General features: G+C 42.2%; 23 protein-coding genes and 2 tRNA genes. 11 read left to right on the top strand and 14 right to left on the bottom strand.

Annotated features, from left to right (window positions below; all coding sequences use genetic code 11):
- Window positions 1–40: 40 nt before the first annotated feature.
- Both FTT88_RS05430 and aqpZ read left to right on the top strand, forming a co-directional pair.
- Window positions 41–1,051: an AraC family transcriptional regulator gene (locus FTT88_RS05430; protein WP_180054213.1), complete on the top strand. Its 1,011-nt coding sequence runs from the start codon at window positions 41–43 to the stop codon at window positions 1,049–1,051.
- 165 nt (window positions 1,052–1,216) lie between these two features.
- Complete coding sequence (aqpZ, locus tag FTT88_RS05425) at window positions 1,217–1,903, top strand: aquaporin Z (protein WP_180173738.1); 687 nt, start codon at window positions 1,217–1,219, stop codon at window positions 1,901–1,903.
- A gap of 97 nt (window positions 1,904–2,000) precedes the next feature.
- On the opposite strand, the gene FTT88_RS05420 is transcribed toward aqpZ, so the two are convergent.
- Together FTT88_RS05420 and FTT88_RS05415 are read right to left on the bottom strand one after the other, a co-directional pair.
- Window positions 2,001–2,249: a hypothetical protein gene (locus FTT88_RS05420; protein ID WP_180002780.1), complete on the bottom strand. Its 249-nt coding sequence runs from the start codon at window positions 2,247–2,249 to the stop codon at window positions 2,001–2,003.
- A 117-nt stretch (window positions 2,250–2,366) separates the two neighbouring features.
- Window positions 2,367–3,455, bottom strand: a complete 1,089-nt coding sequence (locus tag FTT88_RS05415; protein WP_180002778.1) for a DNA/RNA non-specific endonuclease — start codon at window positions 3,453–3,455, stop codon at window positions 2,367–2,369.
- 263 nt (window positions 3,456–3,718) lie between these two features.
- On the opposite strand from FTT88_RS05415, the gene FTT88_RS05410 reads away from it, so the two are divergent.
- The gene (locus tag FTT88_RS05410) at window positions 3,719–4,435 is read left to right on the top strand and encodes a hypothetical protein (protein ID WP_180022375.1); all 717 of its coding nucleotides are present in this window, start codon (window positions 3,719–3,721) and stop codon (window positions 4,433–4,435) included.
- Between the two features lie 201 nt (window positions 4,436–4,636).
- On the opposite strand, the gene FTT88_RS05405 is transcribed toward FTT88_RS05410, so the two are convergent.
- On the bottom strand, window positions 4,637–6,517 hold the full coding sequence (locus FTT88_RS05405; RefSeq protein ID WP_078193161.1) for a potassium transporter Kup: 1,881 nt from the start codon (window positions 6,515–6,517) through the stop codon (window positions 4,637–4,639).
- Between the two features lie 122 nt (window positions 6,518–6,639).
- Between FTT88_RS05405 and FTT88_RS05400 the strand changes: the two genes are divergently transcribed.
- The 3 genes from FTT88_RS05400 (at window position 6,640) to FTT88_RS05390 (ending at window position 7,652) form a co-directional block, all read left to right on the top strand.
- Window positions 6,640–6,730, top strand: a tRNA-Ser gene (locus FTT88_RS05400).
- A gap of 428 nt (window positions 6,731–7,158) precedes the next feature.
- Window positions 7,159–7,386, top strand: a complete 228-nt coding sequence (locus FTT88_RS05395; protein WP_078190515.1) for a hypothetical protein — start codon at window positions 7,159–7,161, stop codon at window positions 7,384–7,386.
- Between the two features lie 190 nt (window positions 7,387–7,576).
- Window positions 7,577–7,652: transfer RNA gene (locus FTT88_RS05390), tRNA-Thr, on the top strand.
- 51 nt (window positions 7,653–7,703) lie between these two features.
- On the opposite strand, the gene FTT88_RS05385 is transcribed toward FTT88_RS05390, so the two are convergent.
- From FTT88_RS05385 to FTT88_RS05375, 3 genes are all read right to left on the bottom strand, one after another.
- Complete coding sequence (locus tag FTT88_RS05385; RefSeq protein WP_180173737.1) at window positions 7,704–8,531, bottom strand: cyclopropane-fatty-acyl-phospholipid synthase family protein; 828 nt, start codon at window positions 8,529–8,531, stop codon at window positions 7,704–7,706.
- A 1-nt stretch (window position 8,532) separates the two neighbouring features.
- Entirely contained in the window at window positions 8,533–9,831 is a 1,299-nt protein-coding gene (locus FTT88_RS05380) for an FAD-dependent oxidoreductase (RefSeq protein WP_180088783.1), read from the bottom strand.
- A 430-nt stretch (window positions 9,832–10,261) separates the two neighbouring features.
- Window positions 10,262–11,140 carry a pirin family protein gene (locus FTT88_RS05375; RefSeq protein ID WP_180025915.1) on the bottom strand — a complete coding sequence of 293 codons (879 nt, stop codon included), beginning with the start codon at window positions 11,138–11,140 and terminating at the stop codon, window positions 10,262–10,264.
- A 322-nt stretch (window positions 11,141–11,462) separates the two neighbouring features.
- On the opposite strand from FTT88_RS05375, the gene ycaC reads away from it, so the two are divergent.
- Entirely contained in the window at window positions 11,463–12,095 is a 633-nt protein-coding gene (gene ycaC, locus FTT88_RS05370) for an isochorismate family cysteine hydrolase YcaC (RefSeq protein WP_180025950.1), read from the top strand.
- A gap of 107 nt (window positions 12,096–12,202) precedes the next feature.
- Window positions 12,203–13,129 carry a LysR substrate-binding domain-containing protein gene (locus FTT88_RS05365; protein ID WP_180173736.1) on the top strand — a complete coding sequence of 309 codons (927 nt, stop codon included), beginning with the start codon at window positions 12,203–12,205 and terminating at the stop codon, window positions 13,127–13,129.
- Window positions 13,130–13,193: 64 nt separating this feature from the next.
- Here FTT88_RS05365 and ahpC read toward each other — a convergent pair whose 3' ends face one another.
- On the bottom strand, window positions 13,194–13,757 hold the full coding sequence (gene ahpC, locus FTT88_RS05360; protein WP_078190520.1) for an alkyl hydroperoxide reductase subunit C: 564 nt from the start codon (window positions 13,755–13,757) through the stop codon (window positions 13,194–13,196).
- A gap of 162 nt (window positions 13,758–13,919) precedes the next feature.
- Window positions 13,920–14,558, bottom strand: a complete 639-nt coding sequence (locus FTT88_RS05355) for a TetR/AcrR family transcriptional regulator (RefSeq protein ID WP_180173735.1) — start codon at window positions 14,556–14,558, stop codon at window positions 13,920–13,922.
- A gap of 132 nt (window positions 14,559–14,690) precedes the next feature.
- Here FTT88_RS05355 and FTT88_RS05350 point away from each other — a divergent pair, with 132 nt between their 5' ends.
- Window positions 14,691–15,155 (top strand): hotdog fold domain-containing protein, encoded by a 465-nt coding sequence (locus FTT88_RS05350; protein WP_180050626.1) that lies wholly within the window; start codon window positions 14,691–14,693, stop codon window positions 15,153–15,155.
- 122 nt (window positions 15,156–15,277) lie between these two features.
- Here FTT88_RS05350 and ssb read toward each other — a convergent pair whose 3' ends face one another.
- The 3 genes from ssb to FTT88_RS05335 all read right to left on the bottom strand — a co-directional run bounded on the left by ssb (window position 15,278) and on the right by FTT88_RS05335 (window position 18,522).
- Complete coding sequence (gene ssb / locus FTT88_RS05345; RefSeq protein WP_078190523.1) at window positions 15,278–15,865, bottom strand: single-stranded DNA-binding protein; 588 nt, start codon at window positions 15,863–15,865, stop codon at window positions 15,278–15,280.
- Window positions 15,866–15,916: 51 nt separating this feature from the next.
- A complete protein-coding gene (locus tag FTT88_RS05340) occupies window positions 15,917–17,281 on the bottom strand; it encodes an MFS transporter (protein ID WP_111884498.1) in 1,365 nt (454 codons plus the stop codon).
- 155 nt (window positions 17,282–17,436) lie between these two features.
- Complete coding sequence (locus FTT88_RS05335) at window positions 17,437–18,522, bottom strand: DUF475 domain-containing protein (protein WP_078190525.1); 1,086 nt, start codon at window positions 18,520–18,522, stop codon at window positions 17,437–17,439.
- A 207-nt stretch (window positions 18,523–18,729) separates the two neighbouring features.
- On the opposite strand from FTT88_RS05335, the gene tenA reads away from it, so the two are divergent.
- On the top strand, window positions 18,730–19,395 hold the full coding sequence (gene tenA / locus FTT88_RS05330; RefSeq protein WP_078193179.1) for a thiaminase II: 666 nt from the start codon (window positions 18,730–18,732) through the stop codon (window positions 19,393–19,395).
- Window positions 19,396–19,818: 423 nt separating this feature from the next.
- Here tenA and FTT88_RS05325 read toward each other — a convergent pair whose 3' ends face one another.
- The 3 genes from FTT88_RS05325 to FTT88_RS05315 all read right to left on the bottom strand — a co-directional run bounded on the left by FTT88_RS05325 (window position 19,819) and on the right by FTT88_RS05315 (window position 21,587).
- Window positions 19,819–20,541 carry a hypothetical protein gene (locus FTT88_RS05325; protein ID WP_180173734.1) on the bottom strand — a complete coding sequence of 241 codons (723 nt, stop codon included), beginning with the start codon at window positions 20,539–20,541 and terminating at the stop codon, window positions 19,819–19,821.
- 189 nt (window positions 20,542–20,730) lie between these two features.
- The gene (locus FTT88_RS05320; RefSeq protein ID WP_078190528.1) at window positions 20,731–21,069 is read right to left on the bottom strand and encodes a GlpM family protein; all 339 of its coding nucleotides are present in this window, start codon (window positions 21,067–21,069) and stop codon (window positions 20,731–20,733) included.
- Window positions 21,070–21,203: 134 nt separating this feature from the next.
- Complete coding sequence (locus FTT88_RS05315; protein WP_180108840.1) at window positions 21,204–21,587, bottom strand: hypothetical protein; 384 nt, start codon at window positions 21,585–21,587, stop codon at window positions 21,204–21,206.
- Between the two features lie 179 nt (window positions 21,588–21,766).
- Here FTT88_RS05315 and uvrA point away from each other — a divergent pair, with 179 nt between their 5' ends.
- Window positions 21,767–24,598, top strand: a complete 2,832-nt coding sequence (uvrA, locus tag FTT88_RS05310) for an excinuclease ABC subunit UvrA (RefSeq protein WP_180173733.1) — start codon at window positions 21,767–21,769, stop codon at window positions 24,596–24,598.
- Window positions 24,599–24,613: the final 15 nt, after the last annotated feature.

Below are 24,613 nucleotides of genomic sequence, written 5' to 3'. Positions count from 1 at the left end.
ATCATTGACAAAACACGACAAAATTTAGAATTAAAAAAATATGCAACAACTCAAGGACTATACAGGATCAGTCTATGGAGGACTGGGCCATTTGCTCTATGCTTATCACCAAGCTCAAGGCATTGCTATTCCTGAAAAACTGAATAAAGTTCAAAACTTAGAGCGTTTTGATTATGCCGTTTGGCGTGATTTATTGATGGATTTAGATCAAAAGATCCAAAAGCCAGCGCTGGGTTTAGAAATTGCAGAACATGTGCAACCCAAACATATTGGCATTATTGCGTATATTGCCCTGTCCTGTGAAAACTTAGGCGAAGCGCTGCTCCGCTACCATGATTTTCATCGCTTAATCTTCGATGGTAGTCCATTGCTGATTGATATTCAAAATGATTTTTTCTCGATCGGTTGGAATGATTTACCCATGAATATGGCCAATCAATTGACCGATGAAATTGCGATTGCCTTAATGCTGCAGTTTCTAAAATTATTCATGCGTTTTGAAGATATCAATTTACACGAAGTGCATTTTCATAATCCTGCACCGAAAAATGTCGCTCAGTATGAACAATATTTTCGCTGTAAAGTTCGATTTTCCCAAGAAAAGTCGAAGGTTATTATTCCCATTCAAGAACTGTCTCGCCCCTTTTCCCAAGGCGATCAGACCTTACAAAAACTGTTAATGCAACAGGCACAGTCTTTATTGGAAAAGCTGCCGAATACCACGCAAATCGACCAACGCTTACAGCAAGCCATCTTAATGGGTTTACAAAAAAATCAGTTCCAAATTGAACATGTCGCTACGCAACTGAATCTGTCCGTCCGACAATTACAACGCCATTTACAACAACAAGGCAGCACCTATCAGCAACGCATGCAGGAGGTCCGCTGTATGATGGCTGAAGAATTTTTAAGAGACCCACATTTAAGTTTGCAAAAAATTGCGCTACTGCTGGGTTATTCAGAACAGAGTGCATTTCAACGTGCTTTTAAACAATGGCGAAATTTAACCCCACAGCAATGGCGCTTATCGCAAATTGAAGCAGCAAGTTAAAATGTGACGCAGTTATCATTTTATATATTGTGATTTTCAGCAAAATCCATTAAAGCTATGCATATTCAATAAATGAATAAAACAACACTTCACAACTATATTGCACTCATGCTGAGTGAAAGATTGAAAATCTATTCCAAATGACAAAAACAAATGGAATTTTAAATGAATAAATATTTAGCAGAACTGATCGGTACGTTTTGGCTGGTCTTTGGTGGTTGTGGTAGTGCGGTCTTGGCTGCGGCCTTTCCTGAACTTGGCATTGGCTTCGCAGGCGTGGCACTGGCCTTCGGTTTAACGGTGTTAACGGCTGCTTATGCGCTGGGTCATATCTCAGGGGGACATTTTAACCCTGCCGTGAGTATCGGCTTGTGGGCCGGTGGTCGTTTTGAAGCGAAAGAACTAGCACCCTATCTTATTTCTCAATTGCTGGGTGCAACCCTCGCCGCATTTATTCTATTCATCATTGTACAAGGTCAGGCCGGATTTACAGGAGTCGGCGGTTTTGCCACCAATGGCTATGGTGAATTATCTCCAGGTAAATACTCTATGCTCTCAGCGTTAGTCATTGAAATTGTGCTGACGGCTGGCTTCCTGATTGTGATCATGGGAGCAACGGATAAACGTGCCCCTGCTGGATTTGCCCCAATTGCGATCGGTCTTGCGCTTACATTGATCCATCTGATCAGCATTCCCGTCACTAATACTTCGGTCAACCCAGCGCGTAGTATGGGTGTGGCATTCTTTGCTGAAACTGCTGCGCTATCACAAGTTTGGCTATTTTGGGTAGCCCCAATCATTGGTGCGGTGATTGGTGCGGTCATCTATAAACTGATGGCAAAAGACGAATAAATAGAAGAAGACACCATAAAAAAGCTCACAATCTGTGAGCTTTTTTTCATTCATCCCGAATTGAGCTTTGCTTCCTTCGACGGCCGATGACACAGCTTTAAAGAAATGGATTTTCTACTTCGTTTTCTTCACCGCCCTGCGCTATTTTTTCAGCTAAGTTGGTTTCTGCCTCAAGCGTGGTCACCACATCATTGAAAAATGCCTGTAAAGCTTTCGCTGCAGCTAAACCTGCTTGGTCTTTCGTCACCTGTAAATTGCCATAAATATTAATTCGATCTTGGCCATTTTCTAGCGTTAAGTCATGAATTGCATGCGACGCAGTGTCATTTTCAAATGCTTTGAACATGATGGATATCCTTCTTTTTTGTTGTAGTGATGCAGCAATAGAAATACGTGAAAAAGATTTCAACTGCAAGCAATGATCCTCTTCATCGCTCGCAGTTCAGCGCTATTATCTACTCAATTATTTCAAAATCTGTAGCAGATATTGCAGAATTTCTTCAATCAATTGTTTGACCAAGGCATCTTGATTGTTGTCATTTTCACTGCTTACCATGGATGTCTCTCCCACAGAACCACCACTCGATTTAAACTCTTTTTGCAAACTTAAAATCTTGTCTTCTGCGACATCTGCAGCACACTGGCTTTCAGCATCCCAATGCAAATAAGCGATATCTTGATTTGCTTTTACTTGGGTGGCTTTGAGTGGCAAACGGTAGGTATTACGCTTTTGGTCTTCGGTTAATTCTGGAAAGAAATTAATTCCAGTCAGTTCTTCTAGCGCACAAATACTCATGACTTTGACTGTCGGTGCCGTATCACGCAAGGTATTGTCTGCATAGTACACGCCTGCAACACCTTTTTTCGGCAAATAGATCGCCTTATAAGTAGCGGTCGGCACGATGACCCCTTGTCCGATGGTTTTTAATTTTTTCGCACTATATACCGGCCCCGTTACCACATAGACATCTTGCTTTTGTTTGGTCACTATCGCCCGTGTGGCTTCTTCTAACTCACGCCACACTTGCTGATTATTTTTGGGAGCTTGCGGCACCATATTGGCCAAAGAAAAACTGTCTAACTGCGCAGCTTTATTGGGCATATCGGCATTTGGCGCCATGTGTCCACGGTCATAGCCTGAAGATTTATAGTCTGAAAGCAAAGCCCGATATTCAGACGGCACGCGAGTCTCTTCATGAAAGTTATCTTCACGCGGAATTTTTTGACTCAGGCGTGCGGGGGTTAATGCTTCTGCAACCCAAAGCGGTGTCTTGGATATCCCTGAATACATGACATTAAAGCCATTAAAACACAGTGGAAAACTGTTTTTATGTAGGCTTTCACGGACCAAATAAGGTGGCACTTCACGATAAAATTGGTCCAAACAGGCGCTATTTGAAGTGCTGCTCATAGAAACAAGTTGTTGAATTTTTTCTTGCCCGAAAGCAATAGCAAAGCTTCCTGTTGCCACCAGACCCAACAGCACTTTTATGCCATTTTGCCCAAATAACTGTGAAAGCGGATTTGCTGAATTGCGTTTCTTTTTGACCATGACTTACAACAATGACTTCTAAAAGGACTATTTTTCCGCAGCTTAGCAAGGGTGCAAATTTTAGTACACTTTTCTTTTTTAATTTGCTTAACAATCACACAAATATTGTTTAACAAAGCAGCAGTTGATGTAACTTTATGTCGCAGTTGTGCAGTTCTTTATAGGAGGTCATGAAGCAGTTGCGTATGTTTCATTGAATTCGCCTCAAGAATTATGACAAGGTAAAAATACGAAAAATTGCGATAAAAATATACGGAGTGATTATGCATTCTAAAATTTTAGGTTTAGGTTTAATTTCAGGTTTAATGAGCGCAGCAGCATTTGCAGAGCCCCCGATTCAACCCGGTGATACATTAGAAAGCTTATCTAAAGTCAAAATTGTGACCACCGTGAATGGTCAACCTGGTTCCATTCAGGACTTAGTTTCAAGTGGCCAAGTTCAATTGGTTGAAGCTCCTGCCGGACAAGTCAATGCCGCTGCAACAGAACAGCCCTTAAACCCTGAACAGGCTCAGGCAAACCAAATCGATCCGAATGCCCCTGCAGTCCCTGCAAATGCTGAACAAGCCGTGACTGAAGCGGAAAATGCACTCGCAAATGAACAACAAAGTGTAGCTGCTGCACCTACAGAGCAGTCCGTTCCAACTGAACAAACAGCAGTGGCCAATACACCTGAAGCCGCGGTAACTGAAGCACCTGTGGAAACAGCACAGCAAGCACCTGAAGCCGTATCAGCGGATAACAACGCTGCACCCGTCATTGCCTCTTCTGCAGAAGCGCCAGTGAATGCCGATAGCGCATCGGCTGCATTGCCTGAAGCTCCTCAAGCACAACAAGATGCTTTTATGGCAGCACCTGAGACTCAAAGTGTAAATCCTGCAGATGCATCAATTCAAGCCAACCCAGAAGCACCTGTTGCTGACGAAGCCATCCAAGCTGCGCCTGAAGCCTCTGCAGATGTAGACGCGACAATCAACTAATCAGCGTATTTTCAAGGATCAAATAGCGCAACATGTTCATTCTGTTGTTTTGCTCGCATACTCCTCCCAGGAAAAAGCAACAGAATGATCTCTATGTCTTTGGACTAAATAAGTTCAATTATCCCAAATAAAAAAGCCAGAATTGATCTGGCTTTTTCGTGTTTAACTTTTAAATCTATGCCTAAAAGTTCAATCTACGTCTTAAATTTCAATCTGGCTGCCCAACTCAACCACACGGTTGGTTGGAATTTGATAAAAGTCGCTGACTGGACTGGTATTTCGCTGCATAGAGATAAACAGCTTTTCTCGCCAAGGTGCCATTCCTTCACCCAATGTATGAATAATACGGTCTCTGGAAATAAAGAAACTGATTTGCATTAGATCAAATTCAAAGCCCAATTCACGATACGCATGCTCCAAAGCGGCAGGAATATTCGGCTGATCTTTAAACCCATAAAACATCGTGATTCGATAGAATCGATCATCTAGTTTTTCCGTGATCACCCGCTCATTTTCGGGTACAAATGGCACATCTCGGGTGTTGACCGTAACCATAATATTGCGTTCATGCAGAACTTTGTTGTGCTTAATATTATGCAACATGGCATGAGGCACGATCTCAGGCGTTCCTGTCAAGAATACGGCATCACCTGGAACAAACTTGGTTTCACTACCCATGCTGACACTGCGAATAAACAGGTCAATAGGCAAAGCATCTTTACCGAGCCGATTGAGCACCAATGCCCGTCCATCTTTCCACGTCATTAAAATCGTAAACAATACCGCACCAATCAGGATTGGAACCCAACCGCCCGCTGCAATTTTTAATGATGTCGATGCAACAAAGATCAAATCAATCAATAAAAATGGCACTGCAAATATTGCCACTTTCCAAACCGGCCAACGCCATAAACCATAAGCCAAAACTGAGATCAAAATCGTACCGCAGAGCATGGTCATGGTCACAGCTACGCCGTACGCACTGGCCAAGTTCGCACTGTTTTCAAACAGCAAGATCAAGATCAGCACCGAGATAAACAATGCCCAGTTAATAAATGGTAAATAAATCTGACCACGTTCAACTTCAGAGGTATGTTTCACTGTCAAACGCGGCAAATAACGCAATTGAATCGCCTGATTGACCATAGAAAACACCCCTGTGATCACCGCTTGAGAGGCAATCACCGCGGCCGCTGTCGCCAAAGCAATCATTGGATACAGTGCCCATTCTGGGATCAGCATATAAAATGGATTGGCTAAAGCTTCAGGATTACGCAGTAGCAAGGCACCTTGGCCTGCATAGTTCAACAGCAAGCACGGCATGACCACAATAAACCATGCCAAGCGGATTGGGAGTCGGCCAAAATGCCCCATATCGGCATAGATTGCCTCACCACCTGTCATCGTCAAGATGACCGCACCCATGGTCAAAAACGCAACATAGGGCTGCTGTACCACAAAATTGAAAGCCCAATGCGGACTGATCATGGTCAACACAAATGGCGTTTGCGAAATACTCCATAACCCAAATCCGCCAATGGATAAAAACCACATGAGCGTCAAGGGACCAAAGAATTTACCCATCGTGCCTGTGCCATGGCGTTGCACTAAAAATAGCCCCGCCAAAATACCAATCGATAAGGGTTGCAGCCATTGGTTAAACATCGGCGTCGCAATACTTAAACCTTCAATCGCTGATAGCACGGAGATTGCGGGGGTAATGATCCCATCACCAAAGAACAAAGATGCACCAATAAAGCCAAGGGCGATCAGGTAGATTTTTTTGTTTTCGGCAATTCGTGTGGTTCGTAGATTCAAGGCCAACAGCGACATAATACCGCCCTCGCCATTGTTATCTGCACGCATGATGATGCTGACGTATTTAAAACTAATCGTCAGCATGATGCACCAGAAAATCAGGGACAGAATACCCAGCACAGACGCTTCGCTAATCGCCAAGTGTGCTGTGAGGAAACATTGGCGCAGCGCATATAACGGGCTCGTCCCAATGTCTCCGAATACTACGCCCAAAGCTGCCAAGGTGATGGCAGGCAATGCGGCTTTTTGTGCAGTACTTTGCATATAATTGTCTTCAATTTAGACAGGATTTTTGCGAATCATAGCACCGCTCAAGATGTTTTTGTCTAATTCAATTGTTTCTCTTGGCAGAATATATTTTTTTCGCTATTATCCACCGCGCAAAAGGTGAAGTGTCCGAGTGGCTGAAGGAGCACGCCTGGAAAGTGTGTAAACGTTTATAGCGTTTCGAGGGTTCGAATCCCTCTTTCACCGCCAGAATAAACTGCAATGCCAAGCAGAATGAAGGTCTAAATTGATAAAATTTAGGCCTTTTTTAATTTTATTGTTCTCAATATTAAATATCCCCCTAATTGATCTTCTATTTGTTTAGCTCAATAACTTCACAGTATTTAAGTCCTGATTGACGGATTTCAATCACACGTTTTTTTCCTAATGCACGACTTATGGATTTTTTATTGGCAGCAAGAAAGACACGTTTATTTACAAATACAAATTTTATATTCTAAAGACAATTACTTAAGCCTATGCTAAAAATAAATCATCCTCTCAATATAGGTACTATTCAAAAAATTATTCATTAATTTAAACATCATAGAACTGAAACGCGATTGCGGTACTTTTAACTTGATCAACGAAAAACTTAAAAAACACATTTCATATATCACTGCTATTCGGGAGAGAACATGAATAACAGCCAGAATTATGTTAAGCAGATCAAGAACGCCAAACGTGGTGGCTATACCCCAACCCTTGCCAAAGACATCAATAAACATAAAATTCAAAAAGCACAGCGTCTGATTGACGAATGGCGAAAGCTCGCCAATGAACTCCGCCCCCAAATGCAACTGGAGATGGCATATACACTTGAAGAATGCGCACAGGATCTAGACCAAATTTTAAGAATGAAATAGCACTCAACGCTCACCCATCCTATTTTTTCGCCCACATCTTGTGGGCGAAACATTACCTATTTTTATTTCTCTGGTTTTTAGAGCGAAACATCGGTTGAATGCTGAATAAATCAAACGTATAAATTACATTCGATTTGCTGTTTTTTTAACTTGCACCACTTCAAAAAATCTGTAGAATGCATTCCACAACGCCGGCATAGCTCAGTTGGTAGAGCAACTGACTTGTAATCAGTAGGTCCACAGTTCGAATCCGTGTGCCGGCACCATTTCTTAGCCTCACTTTTTAGTGAGGCTTTGATGTTTTTAAAGCCTCTTTTTTATGGCTTCCTCGCGCTAATCTGCACATAACGAATCAGCCCGTCTCGATACAACTTCTCACACAATTTTGCCGTCATCTTGATTTTGAATTGATCCACATGACTCAGGCTCGTCTGACGTTGTTGTTCTTGAATATAATCGGCAAAACCCTGAAATACGAATTCGCTGATATCTTCAATCTGGATATTTTCGAAACCTGCCTGTTGCACTTGGTGTTGTAAATTTTGCTTTGAATTTAAATTTTTCAAATTCACATCTGCTGCTTTCAACAGACTTTGATATTTCAATCGTTGCACTGAATTTAAATTCAAAAACGCATCGGACAACATCAAATAGTGAAAAGCAAAGCGTCCCTTTGAATTCAAAACATTAACAACTGATAAAAGCAATAAATTCAAATCACTATGATACGCAGCATCAATACACAGTACGGCATCCATACAGTTTTGTGGATAAATATTTTTTAAATTCAAAAATGAATCTTGTTGTATTTTGATTTTTGAATTTAAATTTTTTTGGATTTTTTCCACACATTCGGTTTGCAATTCGACTGCGGATAAGTTTTGAATTTGAAAATGTTCCATCCAAAAAACCAAGCTCGCACCCTGCCCACAACCGAGGTCTAAAACACGATCTGTAGATTTTAATTGAATGGATTCGGCAAGATGGAAAGCGAGTTTTTGACAGGCCGCAGGATAGGATGATTTTGCATCATCCCAATAGCCCAAATTGCTCCAAGCAAGTTCCGCATCATCTCCGAGTAGTCGACTGTTAATCGCATATTTATGGCTAGGGATGTGCTGACGAATTGCTTGAAGCCATTTCATGTTAGTAACCGAGTTGAGGGGCAACCTCCACTTTAGGTTTTAAACCCACAAACGGCAATGGTGCACCAAAAATTTCTGCAATATGCATAGCAGACGTTACCGCAGACTCTAAAATCGGCAGACCGTCACAAGACCATGAACCACAGAAGAAGACTTTACGTTCAGGGGATAAATGTCGTTGCTGTAACTCTTTATTCAGCGCCACGGTATGTGAATCCACCACTGCACGTGTCAAACTGACCGAAGAGATCACTTTTTTAGGATCAATCGGTGTCACTGGCTGCCAGGTTTGGAACACAGGGGTTTTACCCACCAAGCTCGGCTCAATGGAGTTGAGCCATACGGTAAATTGCTGACGGGTAAATTTACGGTCCATCATATAACTTAGTACAGACCAATCTTTACGCTTCGGTGGCATCACGGTTTGATCAGTGTGAATCACCAACTGACCTTGCTCAAATTTAAATTTCTTTAAAAGCTCAATATCGTCAGCAAACTGGGTTGAATCTAAAAATTCTTCCGTTTTGGTGGTTGGTGTCGCGACTACCACACGATCGAATAGATGATGTGTTCCGGCCTCAGTTTCCACCAAGACTTTATCGTCTTGCTCGTGCACTTTGGTAATTGCCGTACCACTTTGAATATTTAAACCTTCAATCAGTTTATCAACCAACGCAGGTGTACCACCTTGGATACGCAGCAAGGCATCGCCATTGGTCAATTGACGCAAGAAAATCAACAGCGGTTTAGCAGGCCATTCGCCAATCGTTTTCGGGTTACAGGTGCAAATGGTATACAACACTGGCATGACCGCACCATGCCAAAATACTTCTTCAATTTCATTTTTATTAATGAACTCGGCAAGCGTGATGTCCTGATTTTTTGATTTAAAAAATCGAGTGATCGCGGCTTTGAGTTGCAACATTCCTTTGACTAAACGCCAGCCATATTGTTGTAAGCCTTTACGGTTATTAATAATTGGGAAATTACCAATACGGCTACGACTGGTGGTCAACCACGTTTCTGTACGATCTTCAAATAGCCAACTGCATGCCATATAGGTACGGACGGGGAAGGTTTTAATCCCTAAATGGGTCGCCAAACTTAAGGTATTTTTCCAGAGGTGTGGATTCATCACACGCAAAGGGGCATCGATCAAGCCGCCTTCAAACTCAGTGCTGTGGCTATCCATACCACGACCAGGCAGAGCTTCGAAAATTGTAATGTTATGCCCTGCGTCTTTAAGAATTCTTGCGGTAGCCAGCCCAGCCATGCCACTACCGATGACTGCAATTTCCAATTTTCTTTTCCATCTATAAAACACAGTTTAAAAGTATGACTGATCAGAAGTTAAAAATAGCTATTAAAAAATACCAGATTCGCACTTTTTGTATGGATTTCAGTACAGCCGTTTTTAAGTTAAATTTACAAATATTTACAGTCAAAAAGCACACAATTTAAGCTTTGTTTTTTAAACATATTTTTCTTTAAAATTTTAATTACCCTATAAAACCAAACAATTAAATTAACCATTTTTATAACTTTCGGTTTACTTTAAAGCCAAGTCTCGCTAAGATGCGCCACATAAGAAAGTGATAAATTCATCACAATTTATAAAAAGTAAAATGATATTTAAATCATGACAACTATAAATACTACAGCGCTCAATAAAAAAGCCTCTGACTGTTCAGAGGCTTTTTTTTCGGCTATTTCAACGGCATGAATTTCACTTAAGCCTCATGCGCTAGCGCAATTTCACCAAATTTTCCGTTATTGAAATCATCAAAGGCTTGAATGATTTCAGCTTTGCTATTCATCACAAATGGGCCATAACCTTGAATCGGCTCATTTAGTGGCTCACCGCTAAGTAACAGAAATTGTGTGTCCTGCAACGCTTGTAGCTGAATGGCGATATCGTCTTTGGCAAACATGACCATCGAACTGTCTTGAACTTTATGGCTTTCATTCACCACAACCTCACCCTTCAAGACCACCAAAATGGTGTTATGCCCTTCAGGTACATGTAAGGTGGTTTCATATTGAGCTTTCAATTCACCATCCCAGACATTCACTGGACTAAAGGTTTGTGCAGGCCCAAGGTGACCACCCATTTCACCAGCAATCACCCGAATATGCCCTGCACCTTCATCCATGTCTATGCGAGGAATATCTTGGCGTGTGATCGCTTGATAACGAGGCTGGGTCATTTTGTCTTTTGCCGGTAAATTCACCCACAATTGAACCATTTCAAAAAGACCACCTGCTTGAGCAAATTCAGGCGAATGAAATTCTTCATGCACCAGACCCGACCCTGCGGTCATCCATTGCACATCGCCTGTTTGAATTGTGCCGCCACCACCACTTGAGTCCTTATGAGTCACTTCACCGCTGTAGGCGATAGTCACCGTTTCAAAACCACGATGTGGATGTGAACCTACACCATGCCGTGCAGTGGTGGGATCGAACTGATAAGGTGCCGCATAATCCAAAAGCAAAAATGGGCTAATCGCCTGACCTAGACGATCATAGGAAAATAAGCTTTTGACTGGAAAACCATCGCCCACCCAGTGCATTTGCTGATTACGATAAACACCAATTACTTTTTTCATTTCTTAGCTCCTATATTCATACGATAGGATGAACATAGCGCTTATTTTAAGCTTTGAAATACTTACTGACCATCTTCCAGATAGCATTCTATATCTCAAAATTAGAACAATACTCAGACATAAAATCTGCACCTCACTCAAAACCAAGCATTAATTTCGAAATTCTAAGCTTTAAGTCATATACAACGATGAATTATCCCAATTTTATGATTGAGCTTCTCATTCAAACCCATTTCATTGTCTCATTTTTACAACTATTCTAAATCTAGTTAACACGCAGATTTCATCTGATCCTGCGTAGTTGCAAACAGGAAAGAGGACAATAAAATGGGGCAAACCTTACGTTCGTTTAGACAAAGATAATGCCGCGGTACTTTTAGTTGACCATCAAACAGGTCTACTTTCATTGGTTCGCGACATTGATCCAGATAAATTTAAAAATAATGTGCTCGCACTGGCTGCAGCCGCAAAATATTTTAATCTTCCAACGATTCTCACCACCAGTTTTGAACAAGGTCCAAACGGTCCATTGGTTCCAGAACTCAAAGAGATGTTCCCTGACGCACCTTATATTGCACGCCCAGGTCAAATTAATGCTTGGGACAATGAAGACTTTGTGAAAGCCGTCAAAGCAACAGGCAAAAAGCAATTGATTATTGCCGGTGTAGTGACTGAGGTTTGTGTTGCATTTCCAACCTTGTCTGCTTTAGAAGAAGACTTTGACGTCTTTGTGGTGACCGATGCTTCAGGTACATTCAACCATTTAACCCGTGACTCAGCTTGGCAACGTATGACGCAAGCGGGTGCGCAGCTTATGACGTGGTTTGGTACCGCGTGTGAATTACACCGCGACTGGCGTAATGATATTGAAGGTTTAGGTGCGCTTTTCGGCAACCATATACCGGACTACCGCAACCTCATCAACAGCTATACGCAAAATACTGAAAAGAAATAATCCTTCAGTAGTAAAAAGCGGCTTCGAGCCGCTTTTTTTATACCTGATGTATAAATTGACGTATGATGATTTGAATTGAAATAATTTTTCACTGCATAAGGTGATCCATGCATTCATTTGATGACTATTACTACTTTTACTTGGTGGTGAAACATGGCGGTTTTAGCGCTGCAAGTGAAGCATCAAATATAACAAAATCAAAATTAAGCCGACGCATTTTAGATCTCGAAGCCAAATATAATGTCACCCTTATTCAGCGTTCTACCCGACACTTTAAGGTCACGACATTAGGCCAAGAATTGTATGAAGAATGCATAAAAGTGATCGAACAAGTTGAATGTGCGCATCAGGTGCTCCTGAAGCAAAAAAGTGAACTTGAAGGCTTGGTTAAAATTAGCTGTCCACCGGTTATGATGGAACATCAAATTCGCCCCTTGTTAAATCAATTTTTAAAAGATCATCCCAAAGTTCAGGTCGAACTCGAGCTGTCTAGCCGCCGTGTGGATGTCTTACATGACGACATTGATTTGGCGATTCGCACCAATTTTAGTAAGAATGAAGACTCGAGCATTATTGTACGTGACGTGATTAAAACCGTGCATTGCTTAGTGATTAGTCCTGAACTTTTACAAGGACGCGAGTTAAAGCATATTTTCGAATTGACAGAATTTCCGAGTATCGTTTTGGGTACACAGAAAAACCGCTATCAATGGCATTTGCATCATACGGGACAGCAAGAGCAGATTGAAATTGCCTTACAACCTCGGATTAAAAGCAATGACTTAGCCGGTGCTTATTATGCGGTACTCGATGGTTTAGGCATCGCAGACTTACCGTATTTAACGGTACAAGCAGATATTGAGGCAGGTCGTTTAATTCACCTCTTCCCCGAATGGTGCTCAAATGTCGGTACGGTGCAATTGGTATATGCTTCGCGCAAAGGTCAACGCCTAGTCATGGAAAGATTAATTGACTATTTAGTCGATGGAGTTCGTGGCTATGCTCCAGAACATGATGGCTATTTAGTCCAATGATCTAAACCACAAAAAAGCCAGAACTGAGTTCTGGCTTTTTTAAATCTACGGTTGGATTACCAAATTAGATTTTACCCACTAGGTCGATCGATGGTGCAAGCGTCGCTTCACCTTCTTTCCATTTTGCAGGACATACTTCACCTGGGTGTGCATGTACATATTGAGCAGCTTTTACTTTACGCATCAATTCAGAAGCATCACGACCAATACCACCTGCATTGATTTCAACGATTTGGATTTTACCTTCAGGGTCAATTACGAAAGTACCACGGTCAGCAAGACCATCCGCTTCAATTAAAACATCAAAGTTTTTCGCAAGTGTCCAAGTTGGATCGCCAACCATTGGGTATTCGATTTTCTTAATTTCTTCAGAAGAATCGTGCCAAGCTTTATGCGTGAAGTGTGTATCAGTAGATACTGAATAAATTTCTACGCCCATTTTTTTGAATTCAGCATAGTGATCAGCAAGATCGCCTAATTCTGTTGGACATACAAAAGTAAAGTCAGCAGGATAGAAAAACACCACAGACCATTTACCATAGAAGTCTTTTTCTGAAACTTCAATAAATTGACCGTCTTGGTAAGCGGTAGCGTTAAATGGTTTTACTTCAGTATTAATTAAACTCATTTGATATTCCTCTAACTCATTTCAGGGATTGCTTATCTGTTGAAGCTAGAATACGACTTATCAAATCATAGGTAAAACCGAACTTTTTTATAAAAACTATCGGATTTTTAGATTTACTATTTAAATCAATCTTTGCCTTTCCATCGAGAAAACCAATCAATTTCAATGAGAGCAAGGCTTTATATCCATACAGAGGGCCTGCCAAGCAGCCTGTATAAACTGTTGTTTATAGTGTGATGGTGGCGTTTTGACTTTATGCGATAACCATGCCCGACAATAATTTTCCGTTGCCCCTAAGACCAAAGACATCATTAATTCTTTGGGTAAATGCTCGATCAAATGCCAATCGGATTGTGCGGTCAACCAATCCAGCAGCGCGGTATTGCGTTGTAGATTATGTTGTTTTAACTCGGCTTGTAGCGTTTCCTTACGCATACTAAACCCTGCCGCATATAAGAATTCTGCAAAATCAGGATAGGCTTCCACCCAATCGATATACGAGCACAAAATGGCTTGAATGCCTTCCTGCAGCGATTGGGCCTGTGTCAAGGCGTCTGCCCTTTTCGCAAATTGATCTTGCAATGCCGCAAAATACAATGCTGCTACTAAACCATCTTTATTTTTAAAATGATGGTAAATCGCACCAACACTGGTCTCTGCGCGGTCTCGCACAAGTTCAATCGTCGTCGTTTCAATCCCTTGTTCTAAAAAACATGCAAGGGCTTCTCCTAAGATCTGCCTTTTAAGTTCCGCTCTGCGACCGCTGTAAATTCGTTGCAATAATGCTTGATTTGACGACATTGATACTTTCCTTTGCTCGGGTCATTTTAAAACAATGTTGGCTTTTTTTAATAGCTGTGACGTCATTTACGCCATTAACAGAATATTATTCCGTATTAGAATTATATTCTGAATAATGAAGGATAATTAAGCATGAGCCAAGCATTAAAATTATGGAAGACCTTCCAAAACAAACCCGCAGGGAAATGGACTTTTTCTAAATTGCTGTGTTTAAAAGCACCGTATTTCAGCAGTATTTCGCCTGTTTTTGATGAATTAAAGCCCCAATACTGTGAACTACATATTAAAAAACAGCGCAGTGTGTTGAATCATATTGGCACTGTCCACGCGATTGCCATGTGTAATATGGCCGAATTGGCTGGCGGTACCATGACGGATGTAACCGTTCCGAGCAGCCATCGTTGGATTCCCAAAGGCATGACTGTGGAATATTTGAAAAAAGCCGATACAGATTTAACAGCCATTGCCACGCCTGTCGATGTTAATTTTACGTGGAATGCAGGGAGTGATTATTTGGTGAATGTCGTGGTGAACAACACACGTAATGAAGCAGTTTTTAAAGCCGTGATTACCATGTGGGTTTCTGCAAAAAAATAAGTCATCGACTCAATTGCAGCATGAAACTGATCTTTCAAATGAGACATGCGAAAAAAAGCCCTCAAGATTGAGGGCTTTTTTTGATGATGATCTACCGTTTTAAACGCTGTATTTAAGGTTTATTAGAACGGTAAGTCGTCATCTAAATCTGCTGCAGCAGGAGCCGGTGTCGGTGCAGGCTGTTGTTTTGGCGCAAAACCACCTGGGTTGTTGTTGCCATAGCTATTGCCTTGAGCCGGTTGGTTATTGCCATAACCGCCTTGGTTTGAGTTATTACCGTAGCCACCTTGGTTTTGGTTATTGTTATAACCACCTTGTTGGTTATTAAAACGAGGCTGACCAAAATCACCGCCTTGACCTTGTTCGCCTTGTTGGCGATTATTGTCAAGCATTTGCATTTGTTCACCACGAATTTCAGTCGTGTAACGCTCTTGACCGCCTTGATCTGTCCACTGACGAGTACGTAATGAACCTTCAATATACACTTTAGAACCTTTGCGCAAATATTGCTGTGCAATTTCACCTAAGCGGTTATGTAACACAATACGGTGCCATTCTGTTTGCTCTTTACGTTCACCTGTATTTTTATCTGTCCATGAATCACTCGTTGCAATTGAGAACTGAGTGAGAGAACCACCATTTGGGAAAGTTTTTGTTTCAGGGTCACGACCCAAAGTACCAACTAAAATGACCTTATTTACACCACGCATCAGACGTATTCTTCCTATTTGTTTCTATTATTTACTTTATAAGAGTTATGCTTAAATGGCTACCTCTTTCCCTAACAAGTGCGTTAAATGTTGTCGCGCAGATTCATCCATCTGCTGCTTATCCACTTTTACATAAGCCACTTGCTGGTCAGACATCACCACAACTTCTTCAATACCACGAATTGCTAAAAGCTGAGAAGTCCATTCATCCGTTTCTTTATCTTCAGGCAAACTGAAAACCATAGACGATAAATAACGCGGCTGAGCCAACCCAAAACTAATGATCAACCATAAAATGGCTAGCCCTGTCAGGATGCCCCATCCCATTGCCGTATCATTTAGCAACAGAAGTTGCCCGCCAATCATACCACCAAAAAATGCCCCCAGAAACTGACTGCTGGCGTTCACCCCCATGGCAGTCGCTTTGGATTGAATTGGAGCTGCTTTCGATAACCATGACGGTAATAATGCCTCCATCACATTAAATGCGATAAAGAATAATCCTAAGCCAGTAAGCAGAATATATTTTGATTCGAAACCAAAAATTAAGATGCCCAATCCTAAAATAATGCCACCAATGGCGGTCAAGAAAATGCCGCGCATTTTGCGATATTTTTCCGCCAAAATAATACTTGGAAAGGCAAAAAACAGGCTCACGACCAAAAGCGGCAAATACACCAAACCATGTGAATGTAATGGAATATTGGCAAAGTCAATCAACTGAGACGGTACATAAATAAACATCGCGGTGAGCAGTAAATGCAATGAAAAGACTGAAACATGTAAACGATTTAGATCAGGCATTTTCAGTACTTGCTTTAACTGCGTCAGATAACCTTGTTGAAAATTTTTATGATGACGCGTTACTTTCGGTACCAATAGCAACATCGCAATCGCGGCAAGTCCCATGATGGTGGTCACCCAAAATAAACCCGAGATGCCGACTAAACCTGTGAGCCAAGGCCCAAGGCTGAACGCGACCACAAAGGACAAACCGATACTCATCCCCATCATGGCCATGGCTTTGGTACGCTGTTCTTCACGAGTGACATCGGCTAACAAAGCCATCACCACCGCAGATACAGCACCCCCACCGGCTATCGCACGCCCGATAATTACGCCATAGATACTATCGGACATCGCCGCAATTGCACCGCCTAAAGCGAATAAAAGTAGCCCGATCACCACCAACGGTTTACGGCTATAACGGTCTGCAATCAGACTAAACGGGATCTGTAAAATCGCTTGGGTCAACCCATAAACACCCACCGCCAAACCAATGAGTGCCGGTGTTGCCCCTGCATATTGCTGACCTGCCACAGAGAAAACAGGAATAATCATGAACAGCCCCAGCATACGTAAGGCGAAAATACTACTCAAAGCAAAAGTTGAGCGTCGTTCAAGAGCATTCATCATAGCTGGTTAAAAATTCATTAATCTTGGAATGGGATTATAGGACATTCAGCTTAAAGCGAAGCAGGATTTTTATTGATTTTAAATATCCTGATGATTGGACAAATAAAAAGCGCAGCTGATGCTGCGCTTTTTGGGAGATATTAGGCAAATTTAAATTAGCCTAGACTTTCTTGGCGCTTTTTATATTGAATAGAGGCAATCACCGCCCAAACAATAAATGCCACACCAATTAGACCCGTTACCACTTCAGGGACATGCAGACCCGTGCCACTCGCCAACATAATGAAGGCCAAAGCACCAATCGCATAATGCGCACCATGTTCAAGGAAGATATAAGCATCTAAGGTGCCTTTATCTACTAAGTAAATGGTCATCGAACGCACGAACATTGCACCAATAGCAAGACCGAGCATAATGATCACGACATCAGAGGTAATCGCAAATGCACCAATCACTCCATCAAAACTGAATGAGGCATCGAGTACTTCAAGGTAAAGGAAACCACCAAAACCTGCTTTGATCACGCCTGTCGGTACGCCATTTGCATCATGTCCAACCGCATTACCGTTTTCATCGACTTCAGGTTCGCCACCCAATAAATGACTCAGTACTTGGACACCGATATACACCACGATCCCCCAAATACCCGCCATTACAACCGCTAGACGAGAGGCTTCAGCCACGTTTGCCGCCATCACCAATAACGCAATTAGGGCAATAAACACGGACATCGCAGGAACGTTTGCAAGATTGGCCAAACGACGCTCTAACCAACGGAACCAATGGGTATCTTTCCCTTCATCTAAGAAGAAGTTCAGGAACACCAATAATAAGAAAGCACCACCAAAGGCCGCAATTTCTGCATGATGTGCCATCAATTTAGCTGAATACTGAATTGGATCATTCAACGCCATTTGAACCACTTCCATTGCACCCATGTCTGCAGTTACAGCCACGATCACAATTGGGAAAATCAGACGCATACCAAAGACAGCAATCACGATCCCGACAGTTAAGAAAATCATTTTCCAAAAATGGTCCCAACCACGGAGTACGGATGCATTGACAACGGCATTGTCAAAAGACAAAGACACTTCCATCACCGCTAAAATGGCAGTAATGGTCAGTGCTGTCAGCATGGCTTGCACGCCTGCATTTGGGCCATGATTCAGACCCCAATATGCAGAAATAGCAAGACACACGATCGTAAATACGATTGAGAAACCAAAATGTTTCATCATGATAGATCGACCTATTCATTCAATAAGATTTCAAAATGAGGGAATACCCAGTTTGAAGCTAAGTTTATGGCGCAATTATGCCGCTTTTCAGAATTGAAACCAAAAATTATTCGTTACATTTTGAATAAACACTCTAAGATGGAGGCTCTCAATTACATCGCATCATGGTGTAGACCCGTCTTTCATTTTTAACGACAGGAATGTTCAATGCGTTTTTCTGAAGAAGTTTGGCAACGTAATACCGCGTTATATCAGCAGATTCTCCATCTACCGTTTAATCAGGAATTGGCTCAGGGCAGTTTAAGCCGCGACGCCTTTTGCCACTATGTCATTCAGGATGCCCATTATTTATTGGCCTATGGTCGTGCGCTTGCGGTGTGTGCAGCCAAGGCGTTTGATGCCGACGATGTGATTCAGTTTTCTGAAGCCGCAAAAATTGCCATCGTGGTGGAACGCAGTCTGCACAATGACTTTATGCAAGGTTTCAACATCAGCAAAGAACAGTTTGAAAATACCCCATTAACCCTTGCCTGCCATCATTACACTTCGTTTCTAACAGCGACAGCATGGTCAGAAAGTTACCCTGTGGTCCTTGCCTCACTCCTGCCTTGCTTTTGGATCTATGCTGAAGTCGGCAAAGCCATTGTCAGCCAATCTGTGCCTAATAACCCTTACCAAGCATGGATCGACACCTACTCAGGTGAAGACTTCAATACTGCTGTGCAAAACGTGATTCAAACCATTGATCGAGTGGCCGCCCGCTGTGATGCAGATACACGTGAAAAAATGCATGCCGCCTACACGAACGGCGCAAAATTAGAATGGATGTTCTGGGACAGCGCGTATCAACAGCGGACTTGGCCTGTTGAATAAGCTATTGATTTAAGCTCTGATGTTACGCCCGTAAAAGTAATTTCGCATTTTTAATATGCTTTTTAAGTCTATTCGATGGAATCTTACATCCAGAGTTTGAATAAAGGGATCAGCCTTCGGCTGGAGGTACTTTTGTTTCGGCAAAAGTACCCAAAACCATTGTCATCCGCAAAACTCGTTCACTAGCGTCAAATTATTCAAAGTATCGCAAAAACATTTGTGATTAGAAGTCGTCCTGTCTCAAACACTTGCGGATGACTTTACCGCGTATCGTTCTTTTATTTGAATCAAATTGCGCTTCTGATTTTACTGCATAACATCAGTTAAAATGTATAAAAATTTAAGGATCTAAAATTACTTTTAGATCCTTTTTTTAATACGGTTGGATTCGGTTCAAATGACCTTACACGATCATTCAGTGTATTAGCGTTTAAAACGATACCATCCGAGGAAAATCCCCATCGCGATAATCACCAAAAAAATCGCAAAACGTGCTTCACGCAATTCACTGCGCGCTGCTTTACGTTCCTGCATTTCTTCTGAATGAAATTGTGATTTGATCATCGGATCAAGTTGAGCAATGGCCAATAAATCTTTGGGCTTTTCGCCTTTACCTAAAATCAAATACAGCCCTTTCACCTGCATTTCATTGAGTTTGCCCAGTTCAATATTCAGTTGGGTAGCTTGAGCATTATAGTCTGGCACCCAATCTTCGACGCGGGCATATACATGGACACGACTAGTATCAAAGAGCGATGCATCCTGCACTTTCTTGCCCGTTTGATCTTCCAGTTGTTCACTCAAATCGGAAAATTGGGACAGTACATAGTCTTTTGTCTGTGCCAACTGCACGCCGTCAAAAGCATACTCTTGTATTTTTTGTGCAGGATTATTTTTCAATAATAAGCCTTGGGGAACGACTTTAAAGTCCAATACGGTGTTATCAGGGACTTGGTTGGTTTGTAGCACCATATATACCACAGACCATAGCTGTTCATTTTGCGCGACCGCAGGCACGCTCACGCTATAGCGCTGCTCTGCTGCAGAGTCAATAAACTGTTCAAACGCGAGGATTTGACTGTCTTCAGCCCACAGGATTTGGCTTGAAAACATGAGGCAGATGATCACCCAAAATTGTTTTAACATTATTTGCTCTTATCATGATTATTTGCTGTTCTGTCAGAATTATAATTAACTATTCAAATACTTACATTCCAAATCACACATTTAACGATTGGAAATTCATCATAATTTTAGCCATATCTATTGTTTTATAAATGATCTAGAACCCATAAAAAGTTGATCTGAATCAGCAACGATATAGGCTTTTGATGCTTACTGAAAACTCTGCCATGCATAAATCAAAACAGCCGCAGCAAGCACCCAACTCAAAGTTGCTACACTCAAACATGCCGTTAAGCTCATACGTGTTGCGAGCAGATACACCATTAATAAATAAATGAAATAGGGGATGAGAGACCAGAGTCCAAACAACGCTGTTTTTTGTAATGCGGCTGCACCCTGATCATTTGCCACAATCACATGAGCAATCAGTGCAAAAGTCGGAAACAATGGGACCAGTCCTGCAATATAAAACGCCTTACTTTTAGACAGCAAAGCAATTAATACCACAACAAAGGCACCCATTAAGCTTTTGAGAAATAAGGACAACATGGCATTCAATAGTTTAGAGAAAACTGCATTTTACGCCTTTTCTGCGATAGTCCTGAGATTTTCCAATGCATTTTTATGCACATGACACAGGAGATTTAAATGATGAACTTAAAACAGTCATAACACCTTTATCTTTATACTCCTTTACACCACAGGCTAGATGTAAAGCGCGCTTTTTGTTGCTCAGCCATGTGCTTAAACTGCGCTTGAACTTTTAAATCTTCAGCGCTCATCAAATGTTGATTGTTTTCGACAATTGCCAAAACTAAATCAAACTGTTGAGGAATCTTTTCACAAGCCAGCTGCTTTTTTTCAGCGTCTGTTTTGGCCTGACCTAATTTCGCAATATACAGATCAATTTTTTCACTTTCGGTATTCAGCGCCAAAGTTGCTTGTTCTAAGCTGTCATATTTTTGCACTTTCGGTGTCTGATTTTCGGTACATGCACTCAAAAACACACTACACATCAATAAACCCATCACAGCTAATATTGGATTGAGATGAAGTTGCCATTTCATGTTAAAAGTCCTAGATTGCTGATTTGCAGATGTTTTAGAGCATCGGCACAGACAGCTATATTTTGATTTGGCCATTTTTCTCACAAAGTCACGCATAAATCTAGGTTTAAATTACACTTGAACATTTTTCATGCGCTATCATATATAGGTTTTTCGATGAATATTTTAGGACCCCTTGCATGAGCCAAAGCCATATCCGTATTCGAGGCGCACGTACCCATAACTTAAAAAATGTGTCACTCGATATTCCACGCGACAAGTTTGTGGTCATTACGGGTCTTTCTGGTTCAGGGAAGTCCTCTTTGGCTTTTGATACCTTGTATGCTGAAGGTCAACGTCGCTATGTCGAGTCCTTATCTGCCTATGCACGCCAATTCCTTTCGCAAATGGAAAAGCCCGAAGTTGACTCGATTGAAGGCTTGAGTCCTGCGATTGCCATCGAACAAAAATCAACGAGCCACAACCCACGCTCAACAGTGGGAACAATCACCGAAATTTACGACTATTTACGTCTACTCTATGCCCGTGTCGGCACGCCGTATTGTCCTGAACATGACCTCCCGATGGTGGCTCAGACTGTGTCTGAAATGGTTGATACCGTCAAAGGTCTAGAAGAAGGTACGGCGCTTATGTTGCTTGCCCCTGTGGTCCGTGACCGTAAGGGTGAATACACCAACTTGTTCGAACAATTACAAGGTCAGGGTTTTGTCCGTGCCCGTGTCGATGGTGAAGTCATTGATATCGACACACCACCCGAATTAGACAAAAAGAAAAAGCACACCATCGAAGTCGTTGTTGACCGTTTTAAAGTTCGTGATAACCTCGGTAACCGTATTGCAGAAAGCTTTGAAACGGCTTTACGCATGGGCGGCGATATTGCCATTTTGTCGTGGATGAAAGGCGAACAAGAAGACCGCGTATTTTCTGCGAAACACTCTTGCCCTGAATGTGAACGTGCCGTTGGTGAACTTGAACCACGGCTATTTTCCTTCAACAATCCATTCGGTGCATGCCCTGTTTGTGATGGTTTAGGCACACGCAGCCATTTTAGTGCTGACAAATTGATTCCCAATAATGAAGTTTCGATTAGCCAAGGGGCAATCCGTGGTTGGGACCGTCAACGTCCGTATTACTACAGCATGATCCAAAAAGTTGCCGATCATTTTGGTTATTCTCTAGACACACCGTGGAATGAACTCGATGCCGACACCAAAAAGAAATTCCTTTATGGTACAGGCAAGGAAAAAGTTGACCTCAGCTATATTGATGAACGTGGTCGTTCGCACAAACGTGTGCAAGCCTTTGAAGGGATTCTACCTCACCTAGAGCGTCGCTATCGTGAAACGGAGTCGAACTATGTGCGTGAGGATTTAGCACAGTATTTATCCAATGCCGCATGTGATGCTTGCGGTGGCTCACGTCTCAATGAAATTTCACGTCATGTCCGAGTTAAAGATAAAACCATCGCGCAAATCACCAAGATGTCGATCGGCGATGCTGAAAGCTATTATCAAGACCTCAACTTAAGCGGTGCCAAAGGCGAAATTGCTGACAAGATTTTCAAAGAGATTCGTGAACGTTTGCACTTCCTAGTCTCTGTCGGTTTGAACTATTTAAGTTTATCGCGTTCGGCAGAAACACTGTCGGGTGGTGAAGCTCAGCGTATTCGTTTGGCTTCGCAAATTGGCGCGGGCCTGATGGGCGTAATGTACGTGCTGGATGAACCCTCTATTGGTTTGCATCAGCGTGATAATGACCGCCTATTGGAAACCCTAGTACGTTTGCGTGACTTAGGTAATACCGTATTAGTTGTAGAACATGATGAAGATGCGATCCGTGCCGCCGACCATATTATTGATATTGGCCCCGGTGCAGGTGTGCATGGCGGTCATGTGATTGCCGAAGGGACGTATGATGAAATTTTGGCAAATCCAGATTCATTAACTGGTCAATATCTATCAGGAAAGCTCAGTATTGATGTGCCGAAAACACGCACACAACCGCCAAAACCTGAAGAGCAAATTAAGTTAATGGGCGCTGCGGGTCATAACCTGAAAAATGTCGATTTGACTATTCCTTTAGGTGTGATGACCTGTGTGACAGGTGTATCAGGTTCAGGTAAATCGACGCTGATTAACCGGACATTATTGCCGCTTGCAGCGACTCAATTGAATGGTGCAACCACATTAACGGCTGAGAAATTTGATTCGATTGATGGCTTACAGTTCCTCGATAAAGTCGTTGATATTGACCAAAGCCCAATCGGTCGTACACCACGTTCAAACCCTGCAACATATACCGGTTTGTTTACCCCTATTCGTGAACTGTTTGCGCAAACCCCTGAAGCCAAAGCACGTGGCTATGCTGCAGGTCGATTCTCGTTTAACGTGAAAGGCGGTCGCTGTGAGGCCTGTGAAGGCGACGGTATGATTAAGGTTGCAATGCACTTCTTACCTGATATGTATGTGCCTTGTGATGCCTGCCACGGCAAGCGCTATAACCGCGAAACGTTAGAAGTTGGCTATAAAGGTCGTAACATTTCTGATGTCTTAGAAATGACGGTTGAAGATGCGATGCATTTCTTCGATGCCATTCCTGTGATCCACCGTCGTTTGGAAACCTTGAACCAAGTGGGCTTGGGCTATATCCGTTTGGGTCAGTCTGCAACCACACTTTCAGGTGGTGAAGCGCAGCGTGTCAAATTGGCTCGTGAGTTGGCGAAGCGCGATACAGGCAAAACCTTGTATGTACTTGATGAACCAACAACTGGTCTACACTTCCATGATATTGCCAAGTTGCTCGACATCCTGCATGAGCTGCGTAATAAGGGCAATACCATTGTAGTGATTGAGCATAACTTGGATGTGATTAAAACTGCCGATTGGATTGTGGACTTAGGCCCTGAAGGTGGTGCGGGTGGCGGTATGATTATTGCCGAAGGTACACCTGAAGTTGTTGCGAAGAATAAAGTGTCGCATACAGCGAAATTTTTAAAGCCGATGTTGAAATAAGATTCTCTTTCCTTT

The organism is Acinetobacter sp. YH01024 (assembly GCF_013420195.1).
Taxonomy (GTDB): Bacteria; Pseudomonadota; Gammaproteobacteria; order Pseudomonadales; family Moraxellaceae; genus Acinetobacter; species Acinetobacter amyesii.
This window is presented reverse-complemented; position numbering and strand designations above follow the sequence as displayed.

Bases quoted from the DNA above. Each gene is read 5' to 3' on its own strand.
- FTT88_RS05430 (WP_180054213.1), top strand. From the start codon at position 41: ATGCAACAACTCAAGGACTATACAGGATCAGTCTATGGAGGACTGGGC.
- aqpZ (WP_180173738.1), top strand. From the start codon at position 1,217: ATGAATAAATATTTAGCAGAACTGATCGGTACGTTTTGGCTGGTCTTT.
- FTT88_RS05420 (WP_180002780.1), bottom strand. From the start codon at position 2,249: ATGTTCAAAGCATTTGAAAATGACACTGCGTCGCATGCAATTCATGAC.
- FTT88_RS05415 (WP_180002778.1), bottom strand. From the start codon at position 3,455: ATGGTCAAAAAGAAACGCAATTCAGCAAATCCGCTTTCACAGTTATTT.
- FTT88_RS05410 (WP_180022375.1), top strand. From the start codon at position 3,719: ATGCATTCTAAAATTTTAGGTTTAGGTTTAATTTCAGGTTTAATGAGC.
- FTT88_RS05405 (WP_078193161.1), bottom strand. From the start codon at position 6,517: ATGCAAAGTACTGCACAAAAAGCCGCATTGCCTGCCATCACCTTGGCA.
- FTT88_RS05395 (WP_078190515.1), top strand. From the start codon at position 7,159: ATGAATAACAGCCAGAATTATGTTAAGCAGATCAAGAACGCCAAACGT.
- FTT88_RS05385 (WP_180173737.1), bottom strand. From the start codon at position 8,531: ATGAAATGGCTTCAAGCAATTCGTCAGCACATCCCTAGCCATAAATAT.
- FTT88_RS05375 (WP_180025915.1), bottom strand. From the start codon at position 11,140: ATGAAAAAAGTAATTGGTGTTTATCGTAATCAGCAAATGCACTGGGTG.
- FTT88_RS05365 (WP_180173736.1), top strand. From the start codon at position 12,203: ATGCATTCATTTGATGACTATTACTACTTTTACTTGGTGGTGAAACAT.
- ahpC (WP_078190520.1), bottom strand. From the start codon at position 13,757: ATGAGTTTAATTAATACTGAAGTAAAACCATTTAACGCTACCGCTTAC.
- FTT88_RS05355 (WP_180173735.1), bottom strand. From the start codon at position 14,558: ATGTCGTCAAATCAAGCATTATTGCAACGAATTTACAGCGGTCGCAGA.
- FTT88_RS05350 (WP_180050626.1), top strand. From the start codon at position 14,691: ATGAGCCAAGCATTAAAATTATGGAAGACCTTCCAAAACAAACCCGCA.
- ssb (WP_078190523.1), bottom strand. From the start codon at position 15,865: ATGCGTGGTGTAAATAAGGTCATTTTAGTTGGTACTTTGGGTCGTGAC.
- FTT88_RS05340 (WP_111884498.1), bottom strand. From the start codon at position 17,281: ATGATGAATGCTCTTGAACGACGCTCAACTTTTGCTTTGAGTAGTATT.
- FTT88_RS05335 (WP_078190525.1), bottom strand. From the start codon at position 18,522: ATGATGAAACATTTTGGTTTCTCAATCGTATTTACGATCGTGTGTCTT.
- tenA (WP_078193179.1), top strand. From the start codon at position 18,730: ATGCGTTTTTCTGAAGAAGTTTGGCAACGTAATACCGCGTTATATCAG.
- FTT88_RS05325 (WP_180173734.1), bottom strand. From the start codon at position 20,541: ATGTTAAAACAATTTTGGGTGATCATCTGCCTCATGTTTTCAAGCCAA.
- FTT88_RS05320 (WP_078190528.1), bottom strand. From the start codon at position 21,069: ATGTTGTCCTTATTTCTCAAAAGCTTAATGGGTGCCTTTGTTGTGGTA.
- FTT88_RS05315 (WP_180108840.1), bottom strand. From the start codon at position 21,587: ATGAAATGGCAACTTCATCTCAATCCAATATTAGCTGTGATGGGTTTA.
- uvrA (WP_180173733.1), top strand. From the start codon at position 21,767: ATGAGCCAAAGCCATATCCGTATTCGAGGCGCACGTACCCATAACTTA.